The sequence below is a fragment of the Cellulomonas citrea genome (assembly GCF_009829685.1).
Lineage (GTDB): Bacteria > Actinomycetota > Actinomycetes > Actinomycetales > Cellulomonadaceae > Cellulomonas > Cellulomonas citrea.
This window is the reverse complement of sequence record NZ_VWSD01000012.1, coordinates 1-18,114: the sequence shown is the minus strand read 5'-3', so window position 1 is coordinate 18,114 and position 18,114 is coordinate 1. Positions and strand designations below refer to the sequence as shown.

Here is an 18,114-nt window from a genome sequence, read left to right as displayed (position 1 = left end):
GGTGCTCACGCGACCACCCTCAGGATCTCCTCGACGGACGTGCGACCGAGCGCCACCTTGCGCCAGCCGTCGTCACGCAGACCGACCATCCCCTCGGCGGCCGCCGTCTCGGCGATGTCCGAGCTGGACGAGTGCGTCACTGCGTGCCGTTCGATCGCCTCCGTCACCGGCATCACCTCGTGCAGCGCCAACCGGCCGTGGTACCCGGTGCGCGAGCAGGCAGGGCAGCCGCCGGGACGGTACAGCTCGGGAAGCGGCTCCCCCGGGTTCCACGGGAACCTCGCGGAGACGAGCTCGGCAGGATCCGGCCGGTACGCGACCTTGCACCGTTCGCACAGGCGCCGCGCCAGACGTTGGGCGACGACACAGTCGAGCGCCGAGCCCACGAGGAACGGCTCGATGCCCATCTCGACGAGCCGGGTGACCGCCGACGGCGCATCGTTCGTGTGCAGCGTCGAGAGCACGAGGTGCCCGGTGAGCGCCGCCTCGATCGCGATCTGGGCGGTCTCGTGGTCGCGGATCTCACCGAGGAGCACCACGTCCGGGTCAGACCGCAGGATCGACCGCAGCGCACCGGCGAAGGTCAGCCCCGCCTTCGGGTTGACCTGCACCTGGTTGATCCCGGGCAGGCGGTACTCGACGGGGTCTTCGACCGTGATGACGTTGATCTCCGGGCGGGACACCGCGTTGAGGGTCGCGTACAGGGTGGTCGACTTGCCCGAGCCGGTGGGCCCGGTCACCAGGATCATCCCGTAGGGCTTGGAGTAGGCCGCCTGGTAGGTCGCGTAGTTGTCGTCGAGGAAGGACAGGTCCCGCAGGTCGAGGCTCGCGGTGGAGTTGTCGAGGATGCGCATGACGACCTTCTCGCCCCACACCGTGGGCAGGGTCGCGACGCGCAGGTCGATCTTGCGGCCGTTGTGCACGACCGACATCCGGCCGTCCTGGGGCTTGCGCTTCTCGGCGATGTCGATGTCGGACAGGATCTTGATCCGGCTGATCACGGCACCCTGGATCTGCTTGGGCGAGCGCTGCATCTCGTGCAGCACGCCGTCGATCCGGTACCGCACCCGCAGGTCGTGCTCGGCTGGTTCGACGTGGATGTCCGAGGCCCGGTCGGTGATCGCCTGGGTGACCATGAGGTTGACGTAGCGGACGATCGGGGCGTCGTCCTCGACGATGTCGCCCATCCGCGACAGGTCGGTGTCCTGCGGCAGCTGCGAGTCCTCGAAGGCCGAGGAGAGGTCGCCCATCTCCTCGTCGGCGCGGCAGAACCGGTCGAGGGCACGCAGCAGGTTGTCCCGGGTGGCGACCACCGGCACCACGGACATCCCCGACGCCGTCCGCACGTCATCGACGGCGACCACGTTGCCCGGGTCGGACGTGGCCATCACCAGCTGACCGCTGACGAAGGCCACCGGCAGCACCGTGTACCGCCGGCACAGCGACGGGGGCACCACGCTCACCGCGGCGCGGTCCACCGGGTAGTCGTCGAGGTCGATGAACTGCATGCCGACCTGCGCGGCCAGCGCGCGCACGAGCTGGTCCTCCGTGAGGATGCCCAGCTCGACGAGCGTGCGTCCCAACGACTGACCCATGGAGACCTGCGCGTCGAGCGCCGCCAACAGCTGGCTCTCGGTGACCAGTCCTTCGTCCAGCAGGATCTCGCCCAGCTGCTTCACCCCGGTGCCTCCCACGCCTCGCCCACGGTCCATCTGCCTCATCGGCAGCCGGACCCGTGGAACTGAGGAGTGATCAGGTCAGGGCGAGCGCGGCCTCCAGGGCGGCGTCCATCTGCGCCAGCGGTGCGTCGTGCCCTGTCATGAGGCGCACCTGCTCGCACGCCTGGTGCAGCAGCATCCGCTCACCGGTGATGCCGACACCGCCGGAACGCTGCCAGGCGTGCAGCAACGGCGTGGGCCGCACGTCGTACCGGGCGTCGAGCAGCACCCCGGACAGCGGGCCGAGCTCGGCCGCCACGACGTCGGCGCCGTCCTCCGGGACGGTCGAGACGACGAGGTCCACCTGGGTGACGCCCCGGTGCGCCTCGTGCAGCGGACGCAGCGTGATGTCGATGCCCATCCGGTGCGCGGCGGGCATGAGCGAGGCGGCGCGTGCGACCGACCGCACGTACACGACCGGCGCAGCGACCCCGAGCTGGGCCAGCGCTGCCAGGGACGCGGACGCCGTCGCACCGCCGCCGAGCACCGCGGCCGTGCTGGCCGTGGTCACGCCCGCTTCTCGGAAGGCCTGCACGATGCCGTAGACGTCCGTGTTCGCCGCCACGGACGGACGCCCCTGGGCATCGACGACGACGGTGTTGGCACCGCCGACGACCTGGGCGAGCGGTTCGACGTGGTCCACCAGGTCGAGCACCGCCGCCTTGAGCGGCATCGTGAGCGAGAGCCCGGCCCACCCCGCGTCGAGCCGGGCGATGTGCTCGGGCAGCTGCGGGATCGTCACGTCGAACGCGTCGTACGTCCAGCCGTCCAGCCCAAGCGCGGCGTAGGCGGCACGGTGCAGCACCGGCGACAACGAGTGCGCGATCGGATGCCCGTAGACCGCTGCACGCAGCGGTGAGCGACGTCCGCTCACGGGGTCGCCGTCGCGCTCTGCTGGGCCGCCCGCCAGTCGTTGTACTGCTTCTTCGCGGCCTGGAAGTCGGAGTAGTTGTCCGTGAACACGGTCTCCCCCGTGTCGAGGTTGACCGTCACCCAGAACAGCCAGCTGCCGTCCGCCGGTGCCAGCACCGCGTCGATCGACGCCTCGCCGGGCGAGGCGATGGGCGTGGGCGGGAGCCCCGTGAGCACTCGCAGGTTGTACGGGTTCGACGTGTCCGCCAGCTCGCTCGCGGTCAGGTCCAGCCCCGACTTGTTCAGTCCGTACGCCGTCGCCGAGTCGATCTGCAGCGGCATGTTCTTCGCCAGCCGGTTCTCGATCACGCGGGCCATCGTGGCGCGGTCCTCGTCGCGGCTCGCCTCCTTCTCGATGAGCGAGGCCTTGATGAGCACGGCCTCCTGCTGATCGGCGGCCACACCCTTGGCAGCGAGCACCTGGGTCGTCTTGGCGACCATCTGCGAGAGCACCGACGCGGCCGTGGCCTTCGGGTCGACCTCGTAGGTGGCCGGGAAGAGCCAGCCCTCGACCTTGCCGCCGGCCTGCTGGGGCAGCCCGATCGCCGCGGGGTCTGCGGCAGCAGCCTGCAGGTCGGCGAGCGGGATCGTCGTCTTCTCGGAGATCTTCTGCAGGATCTGCGCCGCGGTGAGGCCCTCGGGGATGGTCACCTTGAGCGAAGCCTTGCTCGCCGGGTCCAGGAGCGCGGCCACCGCGTCCGACGCCTTCATCTTGAGCAGCAGGTTGTACGTGCCCGGCTGGATCTTGGCGGCATCGGGGTTCGCCTTGTAGGCCTTGGTGAACGCACTCGTCGTGGCCACCACACCGGCCTGCTGGAGAGTCTTGGCCATCTCCGCGCCGGTGTCGCCGGCGTTGACGACGACCTGCACCGTCGGCCCGCCCGGCCCGGGGTAGTCCTCGACCGAGGAGGTCGATCCGCCGCTGGGCCAGAACACCATCTTCGCGACGTAGCCGACCCCGGCCACCATCGCGATCGCCACCACGAGGACGAGCAGGGACCGCGCGCGGTGACCGCGCCGCCTGGTGGACTCGTGGTGCTCCACGGGCGGCTCCGACCCGCCGCCCAGCAGCGCGAGGGGCGAGTCGTCGGCGACATCGACCGCAGTGTGAGTCGGTTCGACACCCACCGGCTGCGCCGGCCAGGACGGGCCCGCCGCGGGCGCGCCGGGTGTCCGGGACTCCTCCGTGGGCCAGGTGCCGGCGGCCGGGATCCCCGTCGTGGGCACCTCGGCGCGTGAGGGGAAGCGACCGGGCCCCGCCGCGGGCGCAGGAGGCTGGCCGGTCTGCTGGTGCTGCACCGGCGGGTGCGCCGGGAGGTCGGCGTCGGCGGCCGGACCTGCCGACCCGGTCACCGGGGGGAACGGGCCGACCGATGGGGTGACCGGGGGCAACGACCCCGCGCCGCCGCTGCTCGGAGGCTGCGTCCAGCGGGGACGGGCCGGCGGAAGCGACGGCGCCTCTGCCGGACGGGACGGGGCGGCCTGGCCCCACGGGGAGGCGCCCGGCGCGGGCAGCACCGGCTGCCGTGCCTCGGGAGTGGCCGGCGGGACCGGGCCGTTCGAGGGTGGCGCAGCCGACGGTGTCGCTGCCGCCGCGGCACGCCGCGCCTCGGCCTCACGCAGCTCGCGACGAGTGACTCGTCGGGTGGCCGAGGTCATCGTCTCGGGCTCGTTGCCATCGTCGCCGAAGCCACCGGACGGTCCGCGGGGCGGCCATCCGGGCGTCTGCTCGTCGCTCACGTCGGTGTCACTCCTGTGTCGTCCGAAACCTCCTGCGCGCTCCCCCGCCCGGTGCGGCGACGTGGCGGGTCGGTCTCGACCACCTCGCCGGGCCGGGAGCCCGACGCACGTTCCGCGTCCAACGCATCCTGCAGAATCACCACCGCGGCCGCCTGGTCGACGACCGCACGGTGCTTCTTCGTCGACCGACCGGCCGACCGCAGCGCCTGGTGGGCGCTCACGGTGGACAGCCGCTCGTCGACGAGCCTCACCATGACAGGCGTCACGGCGAGCGCCAGCTGATCAGCGTACGCGCGCACCGCCGAGGCCGATGCACCCTCCCGGCCCGACAGGTGCCGCGGCAGCCCCACGTACACACAACCCGCGCCTCGCTCGCGCACCTCGTGCACGATCAGGTCGATCGAGCGTGGCCGTTCGAGCGTTGCGACCGGGGTGGCGAGCAGCCCGTCCGGGTCGGAGCAGGCCAGTCCCACCCGCACGGTGCCGACATCGACGCCGAGCCGGACGTGCCGCATCTGCGGTCCGGGCTCGGCGTCGAGCATCGGGTCGTCGCTCAGCGCGCCACCGCCGCCGTCACGGCGTCGAGCGCCTCCTGCACCGCCTCCAGACGGGTGCCACCGCCCTGCGCGACGTCGTCCTTGCCACCGCCACCGCCGCCGAGCACGGCCGAGGCGGTGCGGACCAGCGCACCGGCGGCCAGACCAGCGGCGCGCGCGGCGCCGTTCGTGGCGACCACGAGGGCGACCCGGTCGTTGACGGCACCGGCCACCACGACGACGGCCGGGACCGACTCGCCGAGCCTCGCCCGCACGTCGAGGGCCAGCGCCCGCAGGTCGTCGCCGGACGCGACGTCGGCCGCCTCGTACGCCACGACCCGGGTGCCCGCACGGTCGACCGTAGCGGCCGCGAGCTGCGGTGCGAGAGCGAGCAGCCGCCCCTGGCGCAGCGCGGCGAGCTCGCGCTCGGCGTCCTTGAGCCGGCCGAGCAGGGTCGAGACCCGGTCACCCAGCTCGTCCGGACGGGCCCCGAGCAGACCGGAGAGCTGTCCGACCAGCACCCGCTCACGGGCGTGCTCGGCGTAGGCGCCCTCGCCGACGAGGGCGTCCACCCGGCGCACGCCGGAGCCGATCGACGCCTCACCGAGCACGGTGACCAGGCCGATCTCGCCCGACCGCTTCACATGCGTGCCCGCGCACAGCTCGAGCGACCAGCCGTCACCGATCGACACGACACGCACCTGGTTGCCGTACTTCTCGCCGAACAGCGCCATCGCACCGAGCTCACGCGCCTTGTCCAGCGCCATGATCGTGTCGGTCACCTCGAGGTCGTCCTGCAACCGCAGGTTGACCCGCTCCTCGATCTCGGCCATCGCCGACACCGGCACCGCCTGGCCGCGCCGGAAGTCGAAGCGCAACCGGCTCGGGGCGTTCTCCGACCCGGCCTGCGTCGCGTCCTTGCCGAGCGACTCCTGCAGCGCCTTGTGCAGCAGGTGCGTCGCGGTGTGCGCCCGGGCGATCTGCCCACGGCGCTCGGTGTCGATCGTCGCGACGGTCGGCTCGCCGACCGTGAGCGTGCCGTCCACCAGGCGCCCGCGCTGGACGTTCATGCCCTTGATCGGCGCCTGCACGTCGTCGACCTCGACCCGGGCGCCGCCCGAGGCGAGGATCTCGCCCTGGTCGGCGAGCTGGCCGCCCGCCTCGGCGTAGAAGGGCGTGCGGTCGAGGATCACCTCGACGTTCGCCGGCGCAGTGGCCGCAGGTACGGGGACCCCGTCCACGAGCAGACCCACCACCGTCGCGGGGCTGGACGTCTGCCGGTAGCCGAGGAACTCGACCGGTGCGACCAGGTCGGCGCGCAGCGCCTCGTAGGCCGTGATGTCGGCGTGGCCGGTCTTCTTGGTGAGCGCGTCGGCGCGGGCCCGGGCCTTCTGCTCCCCCATGAGCCGGCGGAACTCCGCCTCGTCGACGGTCACGCCCTGCTCGGCGGCCATCTCCAGGGTGAGGTCGATCGGGAAGCCGTAGGTGTCGTGCAGTGCGAACGCCTCGGACCCGCCGAGCACCGCGCCGCCCTGCGGCCCGACCTGCTCGCGGGCCTTGCGCACCGCGGTGTCCAGGATCGTCGTGCCCGCGGCCAGCGTGTGCAGGAAGGACTCCTCCTCGCCGTACGCCACCTGGGAGATCCGGTCGAAGTCGTCCGCCACGTTCGGGTAGGACGCGCTCATCGCGTCCCGGCTCGCCGGCAGCAGGTGCGGCAGCACGGCCTCGCCGACGCCGAGCAGCCGCATCGAGCGCACCGAGCGGCGCAGCAGCCGGCGCAGCACGTACCCGCGACCCTCGTTGCCCGGCGTCACGCCGTCACCGATGAGCATGAGCGCGCTGCGCACGTGGTCCGCGACCACCCGGAAGCGCACATCGTCCTCGCCGTCGGCGCCGTAGCGCCGGCCCGAGGCCTCCTCCGCGGCCGCGATGACCGGGAACACCTCGTCGATCTCGTAGAAGTTCGGCTTGTCCTGCAGCACGAACGCCAGCCGCTCGAGGCCGGCGCCGGTGTCGATCGCCTTCTGCTCCAGCTCGTGCAGCAGCGGGTAGTCCTTGCCGGTGCCCTCGCCGCGCAGGAACTGGTCGAACACCAGGTTCCAGATCTCCAGGTAGCGGTCGCCGCCGGGGTCGGTGGTGCCGCCGACCGCCTCGGGGCCGTACTCCGGTCCGCGGTCGATGTGGAACTCCGCGCAGGGCCCCGCCGGACCCGGCTGGCCCGTGTCCCAGAAGATCTGCTCACGTGGCAGCCGCACGATCTGCCGCCGGTCGATGCCGACGTTCGCCAGCGCGTCGAGCGACTCGGCGTCCTGGTCCCAGATGGTCACCCAGAGCTTGTCGCCGTCCAGGCCGTAGCCGCCGTCCGCCTGAGCGGTGGTGAGCAGGTCCCAGGCGAACTCGATGGCACCGGTCTTGAAGTAGTCGCCGAACGAGAAGTTGCCGTTCATCTGGAAGAACGTGCCGTGCCGCGTCGTGCGCCCGACGTTCTCGATGTCGTTGGTCCGGATGCACTTCTGCACGCTGGCCACGCGCGGCCACGGTGCCGTCTGGGTGCCCAGGATGTACGGGATGAACGGCACCATGCCGGCGATCGTGAACAGGATCGACGGGTCCGGGGAGATCAGCGGCACGGACGGGACGAGCGCGTGGTCCTTGCTCGCGAAGTAGTCCAGCCAGCGCTGGCGGATGTCGGCGGTACGCATCGGGGGTCCTCGTGGTTCGCGGTGGGCGCGGGGCAGGGGGTGGCTAGAAGGCGTAGCCGTCGTCGTCGTCGGGGTCCTCGGTGGGCTGGTCGGCCCAGTCCTCCGAGATGCGCCGGGACCAGCGGTCCTCGTGCGCACGGCGGGCGCGCAACGCCTCACGGGCGGCCGCGCCGTCAGCGGCGAGCGTGCTCGGGTCGCGGTCGCCGACCAGGGCGGTCATGAGCTCGGTCTCCTTGGCGGCCCAGCCGGCGTCGAACTCGGAGCGGGCGTGCCGCAGCACCTTCGCCACGGAGATCGCGGTGTCGACCGTGCCGGTCGCGGGCTCGGGGACCACCTCGGCCAGCCACGCCCGGCCGCGACGGGCGACCAGGACGGTGAGGCCCACGCCGACGCCGATCCAGAGCAGGCGGCGCATCAGCGGGCACCGCCCAGGACCCGACGCACCCCCGCGCTGAACGCGGCGACCTTGAGCATCGGACGTCCGACGGTCGCCGCGAAGAGCGCGGTGAGCGCGGAGACGTTCTCGGTGACCTCGGCAGCGGCCGTGGTCACCTGGTCGACCTTCTCCAGCTGACCGTTGGACGAGGCGACCAGCGCCGCGGCCTCGTCGATCACCGGCAGCGTGTGCTCCGTGAGGTCGTGCACCGAGACCCGGGCCTCGTCCAGCACCCGGCCGAGCTTGACCAGCGGGACCGCGAGCACACCCACGAGCAGCACGAAGGCGACGGCTGCGATCAGCCCCGCGATGTCGCCACCGGACATGGGCGTCCTCCTGTCTCCTCGGGTGCGCCCTCGACGGGCACCCCACGACCCTACAAGCAGCCGACGAGCACGAACGCCCCGCCGCACGGGTGCGACGGGGCGTTCGGCGCGTGGATCAGCGGGCGTAGAACTCGACGACCAGCTGGACCTCGCACGTGATCGGCACCTCGGCGCGCTTCGGGCGACGCACGAGCACGGCGGACAGCTTCTCGAGCTGCACGTCCAGGTAGCCCGGGACGGTCGGCAGCACGTCGCGGTGGGCGCCGGCGGCGGCGACCTGGAACGGCGTGGTCGCCTGGCTCTTCGGCTTGATCTGCAGCGTCTGGCCCTCGCCGACGCGGAACGACGGGCGGTCCACGATCTTGCCGTCGACCAGCACGTGACGGTGGGTCACGGCCTGGCGGGCCTGCAGGATGGTGCGGGCGAACCCGGCGCGCAGCACCAGGGCGTCCAGACGCGTCTCGAGGTCCTCGACGAGAGCCTCACCGGTGAGGCCCGGGGCCTTGCGGGCGGACTCGTAGGCCCGGGCGAGCTGCTTCTCGCGCAGCGCGTACTGGGCGCGCAGACGCTGCTTCTCGCGCAGCCGGACGGCGTAGTCGGACTCGGTGCGACGACGGGCACGGCCGTGCTCACCGGGCGGGTACGGCCGCTTCTCGAAGTGCTTGACGGCCTTGGGCGTCAGGGCCAGGCCCAGCGCGCGGCTCAGGCGGACCTGGCGGCGCGAGCGGGTGACACTCGTCATCTGTGTGCTTCTCTTCCTGTCGTGTTCACGTCACACCCGGACCGCATGCTGCGGCTGGGCGTGGGGCCGACCATGGATGCGCGGGACCGCGCGGCTAGGACCCCAGGTGGCGCCGGCCGGACGAGATGCACCGCGACCCATGAGCACGTGCCATGAGATCGCAGGGCAGCTGCCCGTCGGCGAACCGGTCCATCCTACCGGATCAGCGCGCCGCCCCCGCGCCGGGGCCCGGACGGCCCGCCAGCAGGGCCCGGATGCGCTCGAGGCGCTCGGCCACCTGGTGCTCGAACCCGCGGCCCGTCGGCTCGTAGTACCGCGTCCCGAGCAGCTCGTCCGGCAGGTACTGCTGGGCCGCGACGCCGGCCGGTTCGTCGTGCGCGTAGCGGTAGCCGGCACCGTGCCCGAGGCCCTGCGCACCCGCGTAGTGGGCGTCGCGCAGATGCGCCGGCACGGTGCCGATCCGGCCGGCGCGCACATCGGCCAGCGCCCGGTCGATCCCGACGTACGCCGCGTTGGACTTCGGTGCCGTCGCCAGGTGCACCACGGCCTCGGCCAGCACGATGCGCGCCTCTGGCATCCCGATGAACGCCACCGCCTGGGCCGCGGCCACCGCCGTCTGCAGCGCCGACGGGTCGGCCATCCCGACGTCCTCGGCCGCGGCGATGACGATCCGGCGCGCGATGAACCGCGGGTCCTCCCCCGCCGCGACCATCCGCGCCAGGTAGTGCAGCGAGGCGTCCACGTCCGATCCGCGCATCGACTTGATGAAGGCGCTGATCACGTCGTAGTGCTGGTCACCGGCCCGGTCGTAGCGCACGACGGCCGTGTCGGCGGCACGTTCGACGTCCTGCGGACCGATCACCGCCGGCTCGCCGGAGGCGGACGCTTCGTCCTGCACCACACCGGCGGCCGCCTCCAGCAGCGTGAGGGCCTTGCGCGCATCGCCCCCCGCCAGCCGGACGATCGCCGCGACAGCCTCGTCGGACGGCGCGGGCGCACCCCCCAGACCACGCTCGTCAGCCGCGGCGCGCAGCACGAGCCGTGCCACGTCGTCCTCCGACAGCGGGTGCAAGGTCGCCAGCAGCGAACGGGACAGCAGCGGCGCGTTCACCGAGAAGGACGGGTTCTCGGTCGTCGCCGCGACCAGGGTGACCCACCTGTTCTCCACCGCCGGGAGCAGGGCGTCCTGCTGGGTGCGGCTGAAGCGGTGCACCTCGTCGATGAACAGGACGGTCTCCTGCCCGCCCGAGGCCAGCCGTCGCCGCGCGTCCTCGATCGCCGCCCGCACCTCCTTGACACCGGCAGTCACCGCGGAGAGCTCGACGAACCGACGCCGCGAGCTCGTCGCGACCAGGTACGCCAACGTCGTCTTCCCGGTGCCCGGCGGACCCCACAGCACGACGGACGAGGGAGGCACACCGGCCCCCTCCGGCGGTTCGACCAGCCGGCGCAGCGGGGAGCCTGGGCCGAGCAGGTGGTCCTGCCCCGTGACCTCCGCGAGGGTGCGCGGCCGCATCCGCACCGCGAGCGGGGCGCCCTCGACGGGGGCCGGTGTGCCCCGGTCGGTCGCACCCAGGGCGTCGAACAGGTCCACGACCACGAGCCTACGCATGCCAGACCGGGGGCGCGGACCAGGGCCCGGACGTGCGACGATGCGCGCGTGTTCCGATCGCTCGGCCGTCTGGCGGCACGTCGGCCCCTCGCTGTCGTCGGCGTGTGGGTGGTGCTGGTCGCCGCCGGGTACGCCCTGGCTGTGCTCGGGGTGCACGGACAGAGCGTCTTCGACCGGGTGACCACCGGTCAGCTCGAGGTGCCGGGCTCGCAGAGCCAGACCGGCGAGCAGATCCTGCGCTCGTCGCGCAACGTCGGCGAGAGCGTGACGATCGCGCTCACCGGCATCGACCCCGGCACCGAGGGGCTCGACGAGACGCTGCTCCCGGTCCGCAGCGACCTCGCAGGCATCCCCGGCGTGCTCTCGGTCGTCGACCCGTTGGCGCTGCCCGGTGGCACCGCGAACCCGGCGGCACCGCCTCTGCTCGCGACGTCCGGCGACGGGTTCCTGCTCGTCGTCGAGCTCGACCCCTCGCTCACCGAGGTCGAGCACCAGACGGCGCTCGATGCGGTCACCACGCGCCTGGCCGCCGTACCGGACGAGCTGCGCCCGCTGGCGCCGAAGGTCACCGGCGTCGTCGGCTCGTCCTCCCTCATCGTGGCGGCCATCACCGACCAGGTCCGCGAGGACCTCACCGTAGGGGAACGGATCGCGCTGCCGATCGCGCTGCTCGTCATGGTCGCGGTGTTCGGCGGATTCCTCGCGGCCGCGATGCCGATGGCCGGAGCGCTGGCCTCGATCGCGGGCGGGCTGGCGACCCTGCTCGGCCTCACCTACCTGATGGACGTCGACGCCGCCGTCGTCAACGTGGTCACCGTGCTCGGTCTCGGGCTGTCGATCGACTACGGGCTGCTCATCGTGTCCCGGTACCGCGAGGAGCTGCACGCGCTGCTCGACGACGGCGGACGGGGTGCGCGCCGACGACGCGGCGACGGCGCCGTCGCCCGGGCGGTCGAGACGACGGTGGCCACCGCGGGGCGCACCGTGACCTTCTCGGCGATCACGGTCGCGGTCTCCATCAGCGGTCTGCTCGTGTTCCGGCCGGCGATCCTGCGCGCCGTCGGTGCCGCCGGCGTCGGGGTCGTGCTCGTGGCACTGGCCACCGCCCTCACCCTCGTCCCGGCGCTGCTCGCGCTCAGCGGACGCCGCCTGCACCGCCCGGGCGTGCTGTCGCGGGTGCCCGGGCTGCGGGCCGTGCTCGCCCGTACCGCCGACGTCGCGAACGACGACGGGGTGTTCAACCGGCTGGCGACCAGGGTGCAGCGCCGGCCCTGGTTCTGGTTCGGCGGCGTGCTCGCCGTCCTCGTCCTGCTCGCGCTGCCCCTGGGGCACCTGCAGGTGCGCAACTCCGGGATCGAGCTGCTGCCGCAGGACAGCAACCAGCGCGAGTTCGTCGACCTGCTCGCCGCGGACTTCCCGGCCACCACCTCACCGGCCGTCACCGTCGTGGCACGCACCTCCGTCGAGGAGGCGACCGCCTGGAGCGCCCAGCTCGGCCAGCTCGACGGGGTGGCCGGTGTCGAGCCCCCGGTAGCCGTCGGCGACTACGTCGCGATCGGCGTCCGCGCCGCCACCCAGGACCCCGGGGACCAGGTCGCCGCAGGCGTGGTTCGTCAGGTGCGTGCGATGCAGCCCGGGTTCGAGACCTGGGTCACCGGGCAGGCCGCCAACCAGATCGACTTCGTCGACGCCGTCCGCTCCGGGGTCTGGTGGGCCGTGGGCATCGTGGCGCTCACCACGCTCGTGCTGCTGTTCGTGATGACCGGCTCGGTCGTCATCGGCATCAAGGCCCTGCTCACCAACGCGCTGTCGCTCGGCGCGTCGCTCGGGGTGCTCGTGTGGGGGTTCCAGGACGGTCACCTCGCCGGGCTGCTCGGCTTCACCTCGACCGGGGGCATCGAGACCTACGTGCTCGTGCTCGTGGTCGCGTTCGCCTTCGGCCTCGCGATGGACTACGAGATGTTCCTGCTCTCGCGCATCCTCGACCTGCACCGCGAGGGGCGCGACGACGCGACCGCCGTACGTCTCGGCCTGCAGCGGTCGGCGCGGATCATCACCTCGGCCGCCACCATCGTCATCGTCGTGTTCGGAGGCTTCGTCGCCGGCCGGCTGCTGGTGATCAAGGAGGTGGGGTTCGCCCTCGCGGTCGCCGTCCTCATCGATGCGACGCTGGTCCGGATGATCCTCGTGCCGGCCACGATGACACTGCTGGGACGGGCCAACTGGTGGGCCCCGGGGCCGCTGCGCCGCTGGCACGAGCGCGCTTCAGTGCTGCTGCACTAGGTCGACGACTCGACCCCGCCCGTGGCTCGACCGCGGCGGGCACGGCGGCCCGAGCTCGTCGAGCCGCCGTGCCCGGGCCCGTGCTCACGGGAGAACAGCCACCGCCCACCCGGTCACGAGGAGCGGATGGGCGGTGGCGGGTGCGCTCGGAGCTCAGGCGCCGGGCGTCGGTGGCTTCGGCTTGGCGTCCACACCGGCCTCACGGCGCTGCTGGTCGCTGATCGGCGCCGGCGCGCCGGTGAGCGGGTCGTAGCCGCCGCCGGACTTCGGGAACGCGATGACGTCCCGGATCGACTCGGCCTTGGTGAGCAGCGCCACGATCCGGTCCCAGCCGAACGCGATGCCGCCGTGCGGCGGGGCGCCGAACGCGAACGCGTTGAGCAGGAACCCGAACTGCTCCTGGGCCTGCTCGGCGTCGATGCCCATCACGTCGAAGACGCGCTCCTGCACGTCCCGGCGGTGGATACGGATGGAGCCGCCGCCGATCTCGTTGCCGTTGCACACGATGTCGTAGGCGTAGGCCAGCGCGTTGCCCGGGTCGGACTCGAACCGGTCGATCCAGTCCGGGTTGGGCGAGGTGAAGGCGTGGTGCACCGCGGTCCAGGCGCCCTCGCCGACCGCCACGTCGTCGTCCTCGCCGGTCGGCTTGAACAACGGGGCGTCGACCACCCACAGGAACGACCACGCGTCCTCGTCGATGAGAGCGCCCCGCTTGCCGATCTCCAGCCGGGCCGCACCCAGCAGCGCACGAGCCTCGGAGACCTTGCCGGCGGCGAAGAAGACCGCGTCACCCGGCTGGGCACCCACGGCCGCGGCCAGGCCGTCACGCTCGGTCTCGGAGATGTTCTTGGCCACCGGGCCACCGAGCGTGCCGTCCTCGCCCACGGTGACGTAGGCCAGCCCCTTGGCGCCGCGCTGCTTGGCCCACTCCTGCCAGGCGTCGAACCCGCGACGCGGTGTGCTCGCGCCACCGGGCTGCACGACGGCGCCGACGTAGGGCGCCTGGAACACCCGGAACGGCGTGTTCGCGAAGTAGTCGGTGAGCTCGGTCAGCTCGAGCCCGAAGCGCAGGTCGGGCTTGTCGGAGCCGTACCGGGCCATCGCCTCGCCGTACGTCATCCGCCGGATCGGCGTCGGGATCTCCACGTCGATGAGACGCCACAGCGCCTGCACGATCTGCTCGCCGACGGCGATGACGTCGTCCTGCTCGACGAAGCTCATCTCGATGTCGAGCTGGGTGAACTCGGGCTGCCGGTCGGCGCGGAAGTCCTCGTCGCGGTAGCAGCGGGCGATCTGGTAGTACCGCTCCATCCCGGCGACCATGAGCAGCTGCTTGAACAGCTGCGGCGACTGCGGCAGGGCGTACCACGAGCCGGGCGACAGCCGGGCCGGCACGACGAAGTCCCGGGCGCCCTCCGGCGTGGAGTGCGTGAGCGTCGGCGTCTCGATCTCGACGAACTCCTGGGCGTCCAGCACGGCGCGGGCCGCCTGGTTGGCCTTGGCCCGCAGCCGCAGCGCACGGGCCGGCGCGGGCCGGCGCAGGTCGAGGTAGCGGTACTTCAGACGCGCCTCCTCGCCCACCGGCTCGTCGAGCGAGGACGAGACCTGGAACGGCAGCGGTGCGGCCTCGTTGAGCACGACCACCTGGTCGGCGAGCAGCTCGACCTCACCGGTCGGCAGGTGCGGGTTCTCGTTGCCGGCGGGACGACGCGAGACCTGGCCGGTCACCTGCAGCACGTACTCGGCGCGCAGACCGTGCGCCACGGCCTCGTCGCGCACCACCACCTGGGCGATGCCGGAGGCATCCCGCAGGTCGACGAACGCCACCCCGCCGTGATCGCGACGACGGTCCACCCACCCGGTGAGGGTGACGGTGGAGCCGATGTGCTCGGCCCGCAACGAGCCGGCGGTGTGGGTGCGCAGCACGAATAGTCCTTCGCTCGCGGTGGCCGCGCCCGCTCCGGGCGCGGCGTCGATCTTAGTCCGCCCGGTCGCTCAGCCTGCGTCGGCCGGGACGACCCGGGGGTGCAGATCAGCCTCCGGCGGGGTCCAGGCCGCCCGGTCGGCGCTCACCTGGACCCCCGAACGGATGTCCTTGACCTCGTCGCCGTCGGGTGTGCTGAACCACACGTACGGGATGCCGCGGCGGTCGGCGTGCTGGATCTGCTTGCCGAACCGGGCGGCGGTCGGGGCGACCTCGGTCGGCACCCCACGCGCACGCAGCGCCGCCGCGACCTCGAGCGCCTGCCCCCGGTGCTCCTCGTCGGTGACCGCCACCAGGACGGCGCTGGGCACCGAGCGCGTGGCACGCACCAGACCGCCGGACAGCAGCCGGGACACCAACCGGGTGACGCCGACCGACAGGCCCACCCCCGGGTAGGTCCGGGCGCCGTCGGTCGCCAGGGTGTCGTACCGCCCGCCCGAGCAGATCGAGCCGAGCCCCTCGTGGCCCACGAGCACCGTCTCGTAGACCGAGCCCGTGTAGTAGTCGAGGCCGCGGGCGATCTTCAGGTCGGCGACCACGACGCCCGGGGCACGCCGCGCGGCCTCGGCCATGAGCGTGCCGAGCTCGGTCAGCCCGGTCTCGAGCAGGTCGTTCGTCGCACCGAGGCCCTCGGCCAGCTCCCGGACGCGCTCGACGACGGACTCGTCCTGCCCACGCACGGCCGCCAGGTCGAGGCACGCCTGGGCCTGCTGCGGGCTCGCCCCCGCCTCGTCGACGAGCAGCTGGGCCACCTTCGCCGGCCCGATCTTGTCGAGCTTGTCGACCGCGCGCAGCACCGCGTCGACGTCCTCCAGCCCGATACCGCGGGCGAAGCCCTCGACGACCCGGCGGTTGTTCACCAGGATCTGCACCGGGGGCACGCCGATCTCGCGCAGCGCGGCGAACGCGTCGGCGATCACCAGCGGGATCTCGACCTCGTCGTGGTAGCCGAGCGTGTCGGCACCGACCACGTCGATGTCGGCCTGGGTGAACTCCCGGAACCGGCCGTCCTGGGGGCGCTCACCGCGCCAGACCTTCTGGATCTGGTAGCGGCGGAACGGGAAGTGCAGGTGACCGGCGTTCTCCAGCACGTACCGGGCGAACGGCACCGTGAGGTCGAAGTGCAGCCCGAGGGGGTCCTTGTCGACCGCGTCCGGGTCCGCCTGCAGCCGGCGCAGGACGTAGACCTCCTTCGAGGTCTCCCCCTTGCGCAGCAGCTGGTCGAGCGGCTCGACCGCGCGGGTCTCGATCTCGGCGAAGCCGTGCAGCTCGAAGGTGCGGCGCAGCACGTCGAGCACATGGCGTTCGACGAGCCGACCCTCCGGGAGCCACTCGGGGAAACCGGACAGGGGTCGTGGGCGTGCCATGCCCCGATCCTCCCAGAACCGGCGGGCTGCGGGAGTCAGCTGCGCCGCAGGTACCCGTTGGTCGCCAGCTCGCGGGCCATCTGCGTGCGCGGGCCGTGGCCCGGGTGGACCGGGCTGCCCGGGTCGAGCCGCTGGGCCAGCTGCGTCAACGTCCGGGCCATCGCGCCCTCGTCACCGCCGGGCAGGTCGGTGCGTCCGATCGTGCCCGCGAACAGCACGTCGCCGGACAGCACCACCGGGGGGCCGTCGTCGACGTGCACGAGGTACACCGTCGAGCCTTCGGTGTGCCCGGGTGCGTGCCACGGCTCCACCCACCCGGACCCGAGCTCGAGGAGTCCGGCGACGACCTCGTCGTCGAGCCCGAGCACCCGGCCCGGCGCCCGGTACGTCGACGGGTCCAGCCCGAGCAGCGCCGGGTCGATGCCCAACGTGCCGAACGGGTCAGCGAGGCGGTAGCGGTCCCCCGGGTGCACCAGCACGGGCACGTCGAGCTCGTCGGACAGCACCCCGGCATCCCAGGTGTGGTCCAGGTGCCCGTGCGTGAGCAGCACCGCACATACGGTCCAGCCGCGCGCCGCGAGCAGCTCGCGGACCCGCGGGGCGACACCGACGCCCGGGTCGACCACGAGCGCACCCGACGCACCACCGATCAGCGTGCAGCGCGCGCCGAGCACGGGTGACAGGACCTCGAGCAGCTCCATCGCACCGACGTTACGCGGACTGTGACCTCCCAGGTGGTGGGACTGCGCCGCTGCGCTGCCTAGACTGTCCCGGGCCAACCGGACACCCTCGAGGAGTGCAGTGACGACCAAGCGGGAGCGCGAGCGCGAGTACGAGCGCCGTCGCTACGAGAAGCGGGCCGCACGGTTGGCCGAGGCGGCCGAGCGGCGCCGCCGCCGGCGCCGCGTCGTCGCGATGGTTCTCGGGGTCGTCGTCGTGCTGGGCGCGGTCGTCGTCGTGGCGGTCCGGTCCCGGTCCACGGCGCAGGCGACCACCCCGTCGCCGAGCCTGAGCGCATCCGACCTCGGGTCCTCGCCGCAGCCCACCGCGACCGTGCCAGCAGCGGCCCTGTCCGAGAACCGGCAGTGGACGGGGACCCTCACGTTCGGCCAGGGAACGATCGGCCTCAGCCTCGACGGCGCCGCCGCCCCGCAGGCGGTGGCGAGCTTCACCCAGCTGGCCGCCCAGGGCTTCTTCGACGGCACCACGTGCCACCGGCTCGACACCGGCATGCACATCCTGCAGTGCGGTGACCCGACGGGCACCGGCAGCGGTGGGCCCGGCTACAGCTTCGGCCCGATCGAGAACGCCCCGGCCGACGGCGTCTATCCCGCCGGCACGATCGCGATGGCCCGGGTGAGCGGCCAGGCTGCGTCCCAGGGCAGCCAGTTCTTCATCGTGTACGACGACACGACCATCCCGGCCGACAGCGCGGGCGGCTACACCGTCTTCGGTCACGTGACCTCCGGCCTGGACGTCGTCCGGGCCATCGCAGCCGCCGGGACGACCAGCGGCACGCAGACCCCGGCGTCGCCGGTGACGATCGAGAACGTGGAGACGAAGTGACCCACACCCCGCCCGCGCCCGCCGACCCGGACGAGGCCGCCACGGACACCGTGGTGACCGACCCGACGACGGACGAGACCTCGACCGCGCCCGACGGCGCCGCCGACACCCAGCCCGACGCCGACGAGGCCGCCGTGCCCGCGCCGGCGCAGGACGTGCCCGCCGAGGACGCGCCTGCAGCGGCAGAGCC

General features: G+C 72.8%; 14 protein-coding genes and 1 pseudogene. 3 read left to right on the top strand and 12 right to left on the bottom strand.

Annotated features, from left to right (window positions below):
- Positions 1 to 5 precede the first annotated feature (5 nt).
- From F2B26_RS02930 to F2B26_RS02890, 9 genes are all read right to left on the bottom strand, one after another.
- Positions 6 to 1,679: a GspE/PulE family protein gene (locus tag F2B26_RS02930; RefSeq protein WP_159806233.1), complete on the bottom strand. Its 1,674-nt coding sequence runs from the start codon at positions 1,677 to 1,679 to the stop codon at positions 6 to 8.
- Between the two features lie 73 nt (positions 1,680 to 1,752).
- Entirely contained in the window at positions 1,753 to 2,592 is an 840-nt protein-coding gene (locus tag F2B26_RS02925; RefSeq protein WP_159806231.1) for a shikimate dehydrogenase, read from the bottom strand.
- Positions 2,589 to 3,674 (bottom strand): endolytic transglycosylase MltG, encoded by a 1,086-nt coding sequence (gene mltG / locus F2B26_RS17380; protein ID WP_235929467.1) that lies wholly within the window; start codon positions 3,672 to 3,674, stop codon positions 2,589 to 2,591. Before mltG ends, F2B26_RS02925 begins: the two co-directional genes overlap by 4 nt.
- A 692-nt stretch (positions 3,675 to 4,366) precedes the next feature.
- Positions 4,367 to 4,912, bottom strand: coding sequence for a Holliday junction resolvase RuvX (gene ruvX, locus F2B26_RS02915; RefSeq protein ID WP_159806229.1), 546 nt, complete (start codon positions 4,910 to 4,912; stop codon positions 4,367 to 4,369).
- An 11-nt stretch (positions 4,913 to 4,923) separates the two neighbouring features.
- Positions 4,924 to 7,608 (bottom strand): alanine--tRNA ligase, encoded by a 2,685-nt coding sequence (gene alaS / locus F2B26_RS02910; RefSeq protein WP_159806227.1) that lies wholly within the window; start codon positions 7,606 to 7,608, stop codon positions 4,924 to 4,926.
- A 43-nt stretch (positions 7,609 to 7,651) separates the two neighbouring features.
- A complete protein-coding gene (locus F2B26_RS02905) occupies positions 7,652 to 8,023 on the bottom strand; it encodes a hypothetical protein (protein WP_235929466.1) in 372 nt (123 codons plus the stop codon).
- On the bottom strand, positions 8,023 to 8,370 hold the full coding sequence (locus tag F2B26_RS02900) for a DUF948 domain-containing protein (RefSeq protein WP_159806225.1): 348 nt from the start codon (positions 8,368 to 8,370) through the stop codon (positions 8,023 to 8,025). Before F2B26_RS02900 ends, F2B26_RS02905 begins: the two co-directional genes overlap by 1 nt.
- Before the next feature lie 115 nt (positions 8,371 to 8,485).
- Positions 8,486 to 9,112 carry a 30S ribosomal protein S4 gene (gene rpsD, locus F2B26_RS02895; RefSeq protein WP_159806223.1) on the bottom strand — a complete coding sequence of 209 codons (627 nt, stop codon included), beginning with the start codon at positions 9,110 to 9,112 and terminating at the stop codon, positions 8,486 to 8,488.
- A gap of 202 nt (positions 9,113 to 9,314) precedes the next feature.
- Positions 9,315 to 10,706, bottom strand: a complete 1,392-nt coding sequence (locus F2B26_RS02890) for a replication-associated recombination protein A (protein WP_159806221.1) — start codon at positions 10,704 to 10,706, stop codon at positions 9,315 to 9,317.
- A gap of 66 nt (positions 10,707 to 10,772) precedes the next feature.
- Here F2B26_RS02890 and F2B26_RS02885 point away from each other — a divergent pair, with 66 nt between their 5' ends.
- Positions 10,773 to 13,007, top strand: a complete 2,235-nt coding sequence (locus tag F2B26_RS02885) for an MMPL family transporter (RefSeq protein WP_159806219.1) — start codon at positions 10,773 to 10,775, stop codon at positions 13,005 to 13,007.
- Positions 13,008 to 13,160: 153 nt separating this feature from the next.
- On the opposite strand, the gene aspS is transcribed toward F2B26_RS02885, so the two are convergent.
- The 3 genes from aspS to F2B26_RS02870 form a co-directional block, all read right to left on the bottom strand.
- Positions 13,161 to 14,933 carry an aspartate--tRNA ligase gene (gene aspS, locus F2B26_RS02880; protein WP_159806217.1) on the bottom strand — a complete coding sequence of 591 codons (1,773 nt, stop codon included), beginning with the start codon at positions 14,931 to 14,933 and terminating at the stop codon, positions 13,161 to 13,163.
- 69 nt (positions 14,934 to 15,002) lie between these two features.
- Positions 15,003 to 16,358, bottom strand: a complete 1,356-nt coding sequence (hisS, locus tag F2B26_RS02875) for a histidine--tRNA ligase (protein ID WP_159806215.1) — start codon at positions 16,356 to 16,358, stop codon at positions 15,003 to 15,005.
- Between the two features lie 35 nt (positions 16,359 to 16,393).
- Positions 16,394 to 17,059, bottom strand: a complete 666-nt coding sequence (locus F2B26_RS02870; RefSeq protein ID WP_159806213.1) for an MBL fold metallo-hydrolase — start codon at positions 17,057 to 17,059, stop codon at positions 16,394 to 16,396.
- Between the two features lie 100 nt (positions 17,060 to 17,159).
- On the opposite strand from F2B26_RS02870, the gene F2B26_RS02865 reads away from it, so the two are divergent.
- Together F2B26_RS02865 and F2B26_RS02860 are read left to right on the top strand one after the other, a co-directional pair.
- A complete protein-coding gene (locus tag F2B26_RS02865) occupies positions 17,160 to 17,924 on the top strand; it encodes a peptidylprolyl isomerase (protein ID WP_201292581.1) in 765 nt (254 codons plus the stop codon).
- Positions 17,921 to 18,114: pseudogene (locus F2B26_RS02860) on the top strand (dihydrolipoamide succinyltransferase); the annotation flags it as partial. The gene F2B26_RS02865 and the pseudogene F2B26_RS02860, both read left to right, overlap by 4 nt.

Bases quoted from the DNA above. Each gene is read 5' to 3' on its own strand.
- F2B26_RS02870 (WP_159806213.1), bottom strand. From the start codon at position 17,059: ATGGAGCTGCTCGAGGTCCTGTCACCCGTGCTCGGCGCGCGCTGCACG.
- F2B26_RS02905 (WP_235929466.1), bottom strand. From the start codon at position 8,023: ATGCGCCGCCTGCTCTGGATCGGCGTCGGCGTGGGCCTCACCGTCCTG.
- hisS (WP_159806215.1), bottom strand. From the start codon at position 16,358: ATGGCACGCCCACGACCCCTGTCCGGTTTCCCCGAGTGGCTCCCGGAG.
- alaS (WP_159806227.1), bottom strand. From the start codon at position 7,608: ATGCGTACCGCCGACATCCGCCAGCGCTGGCTGGACTACTTCGCGAGC.
- ruvX (WP_159806229.1), bottom strand. From the start codon at position 4,912: ATGCTCGACGCCGAGCCCGGACCGCAGATGCGGCACGTCCGGCTCGGC.
- F2B26_RS02900 (WP_159806225.1), bottom strand. From the start codon at position 8,370: ATGTCCGGTGGCGACATCGCGGGGCTGATCGCAGCCGTCGCCTTCGTG.
- rpsD (WP_159806223.1), bottom strand. From the start codon at position 9,112: ATGACGAGTGTCACCCGCTCGCGCCGCCAGGTCCGCCTGAGCCGCGCG.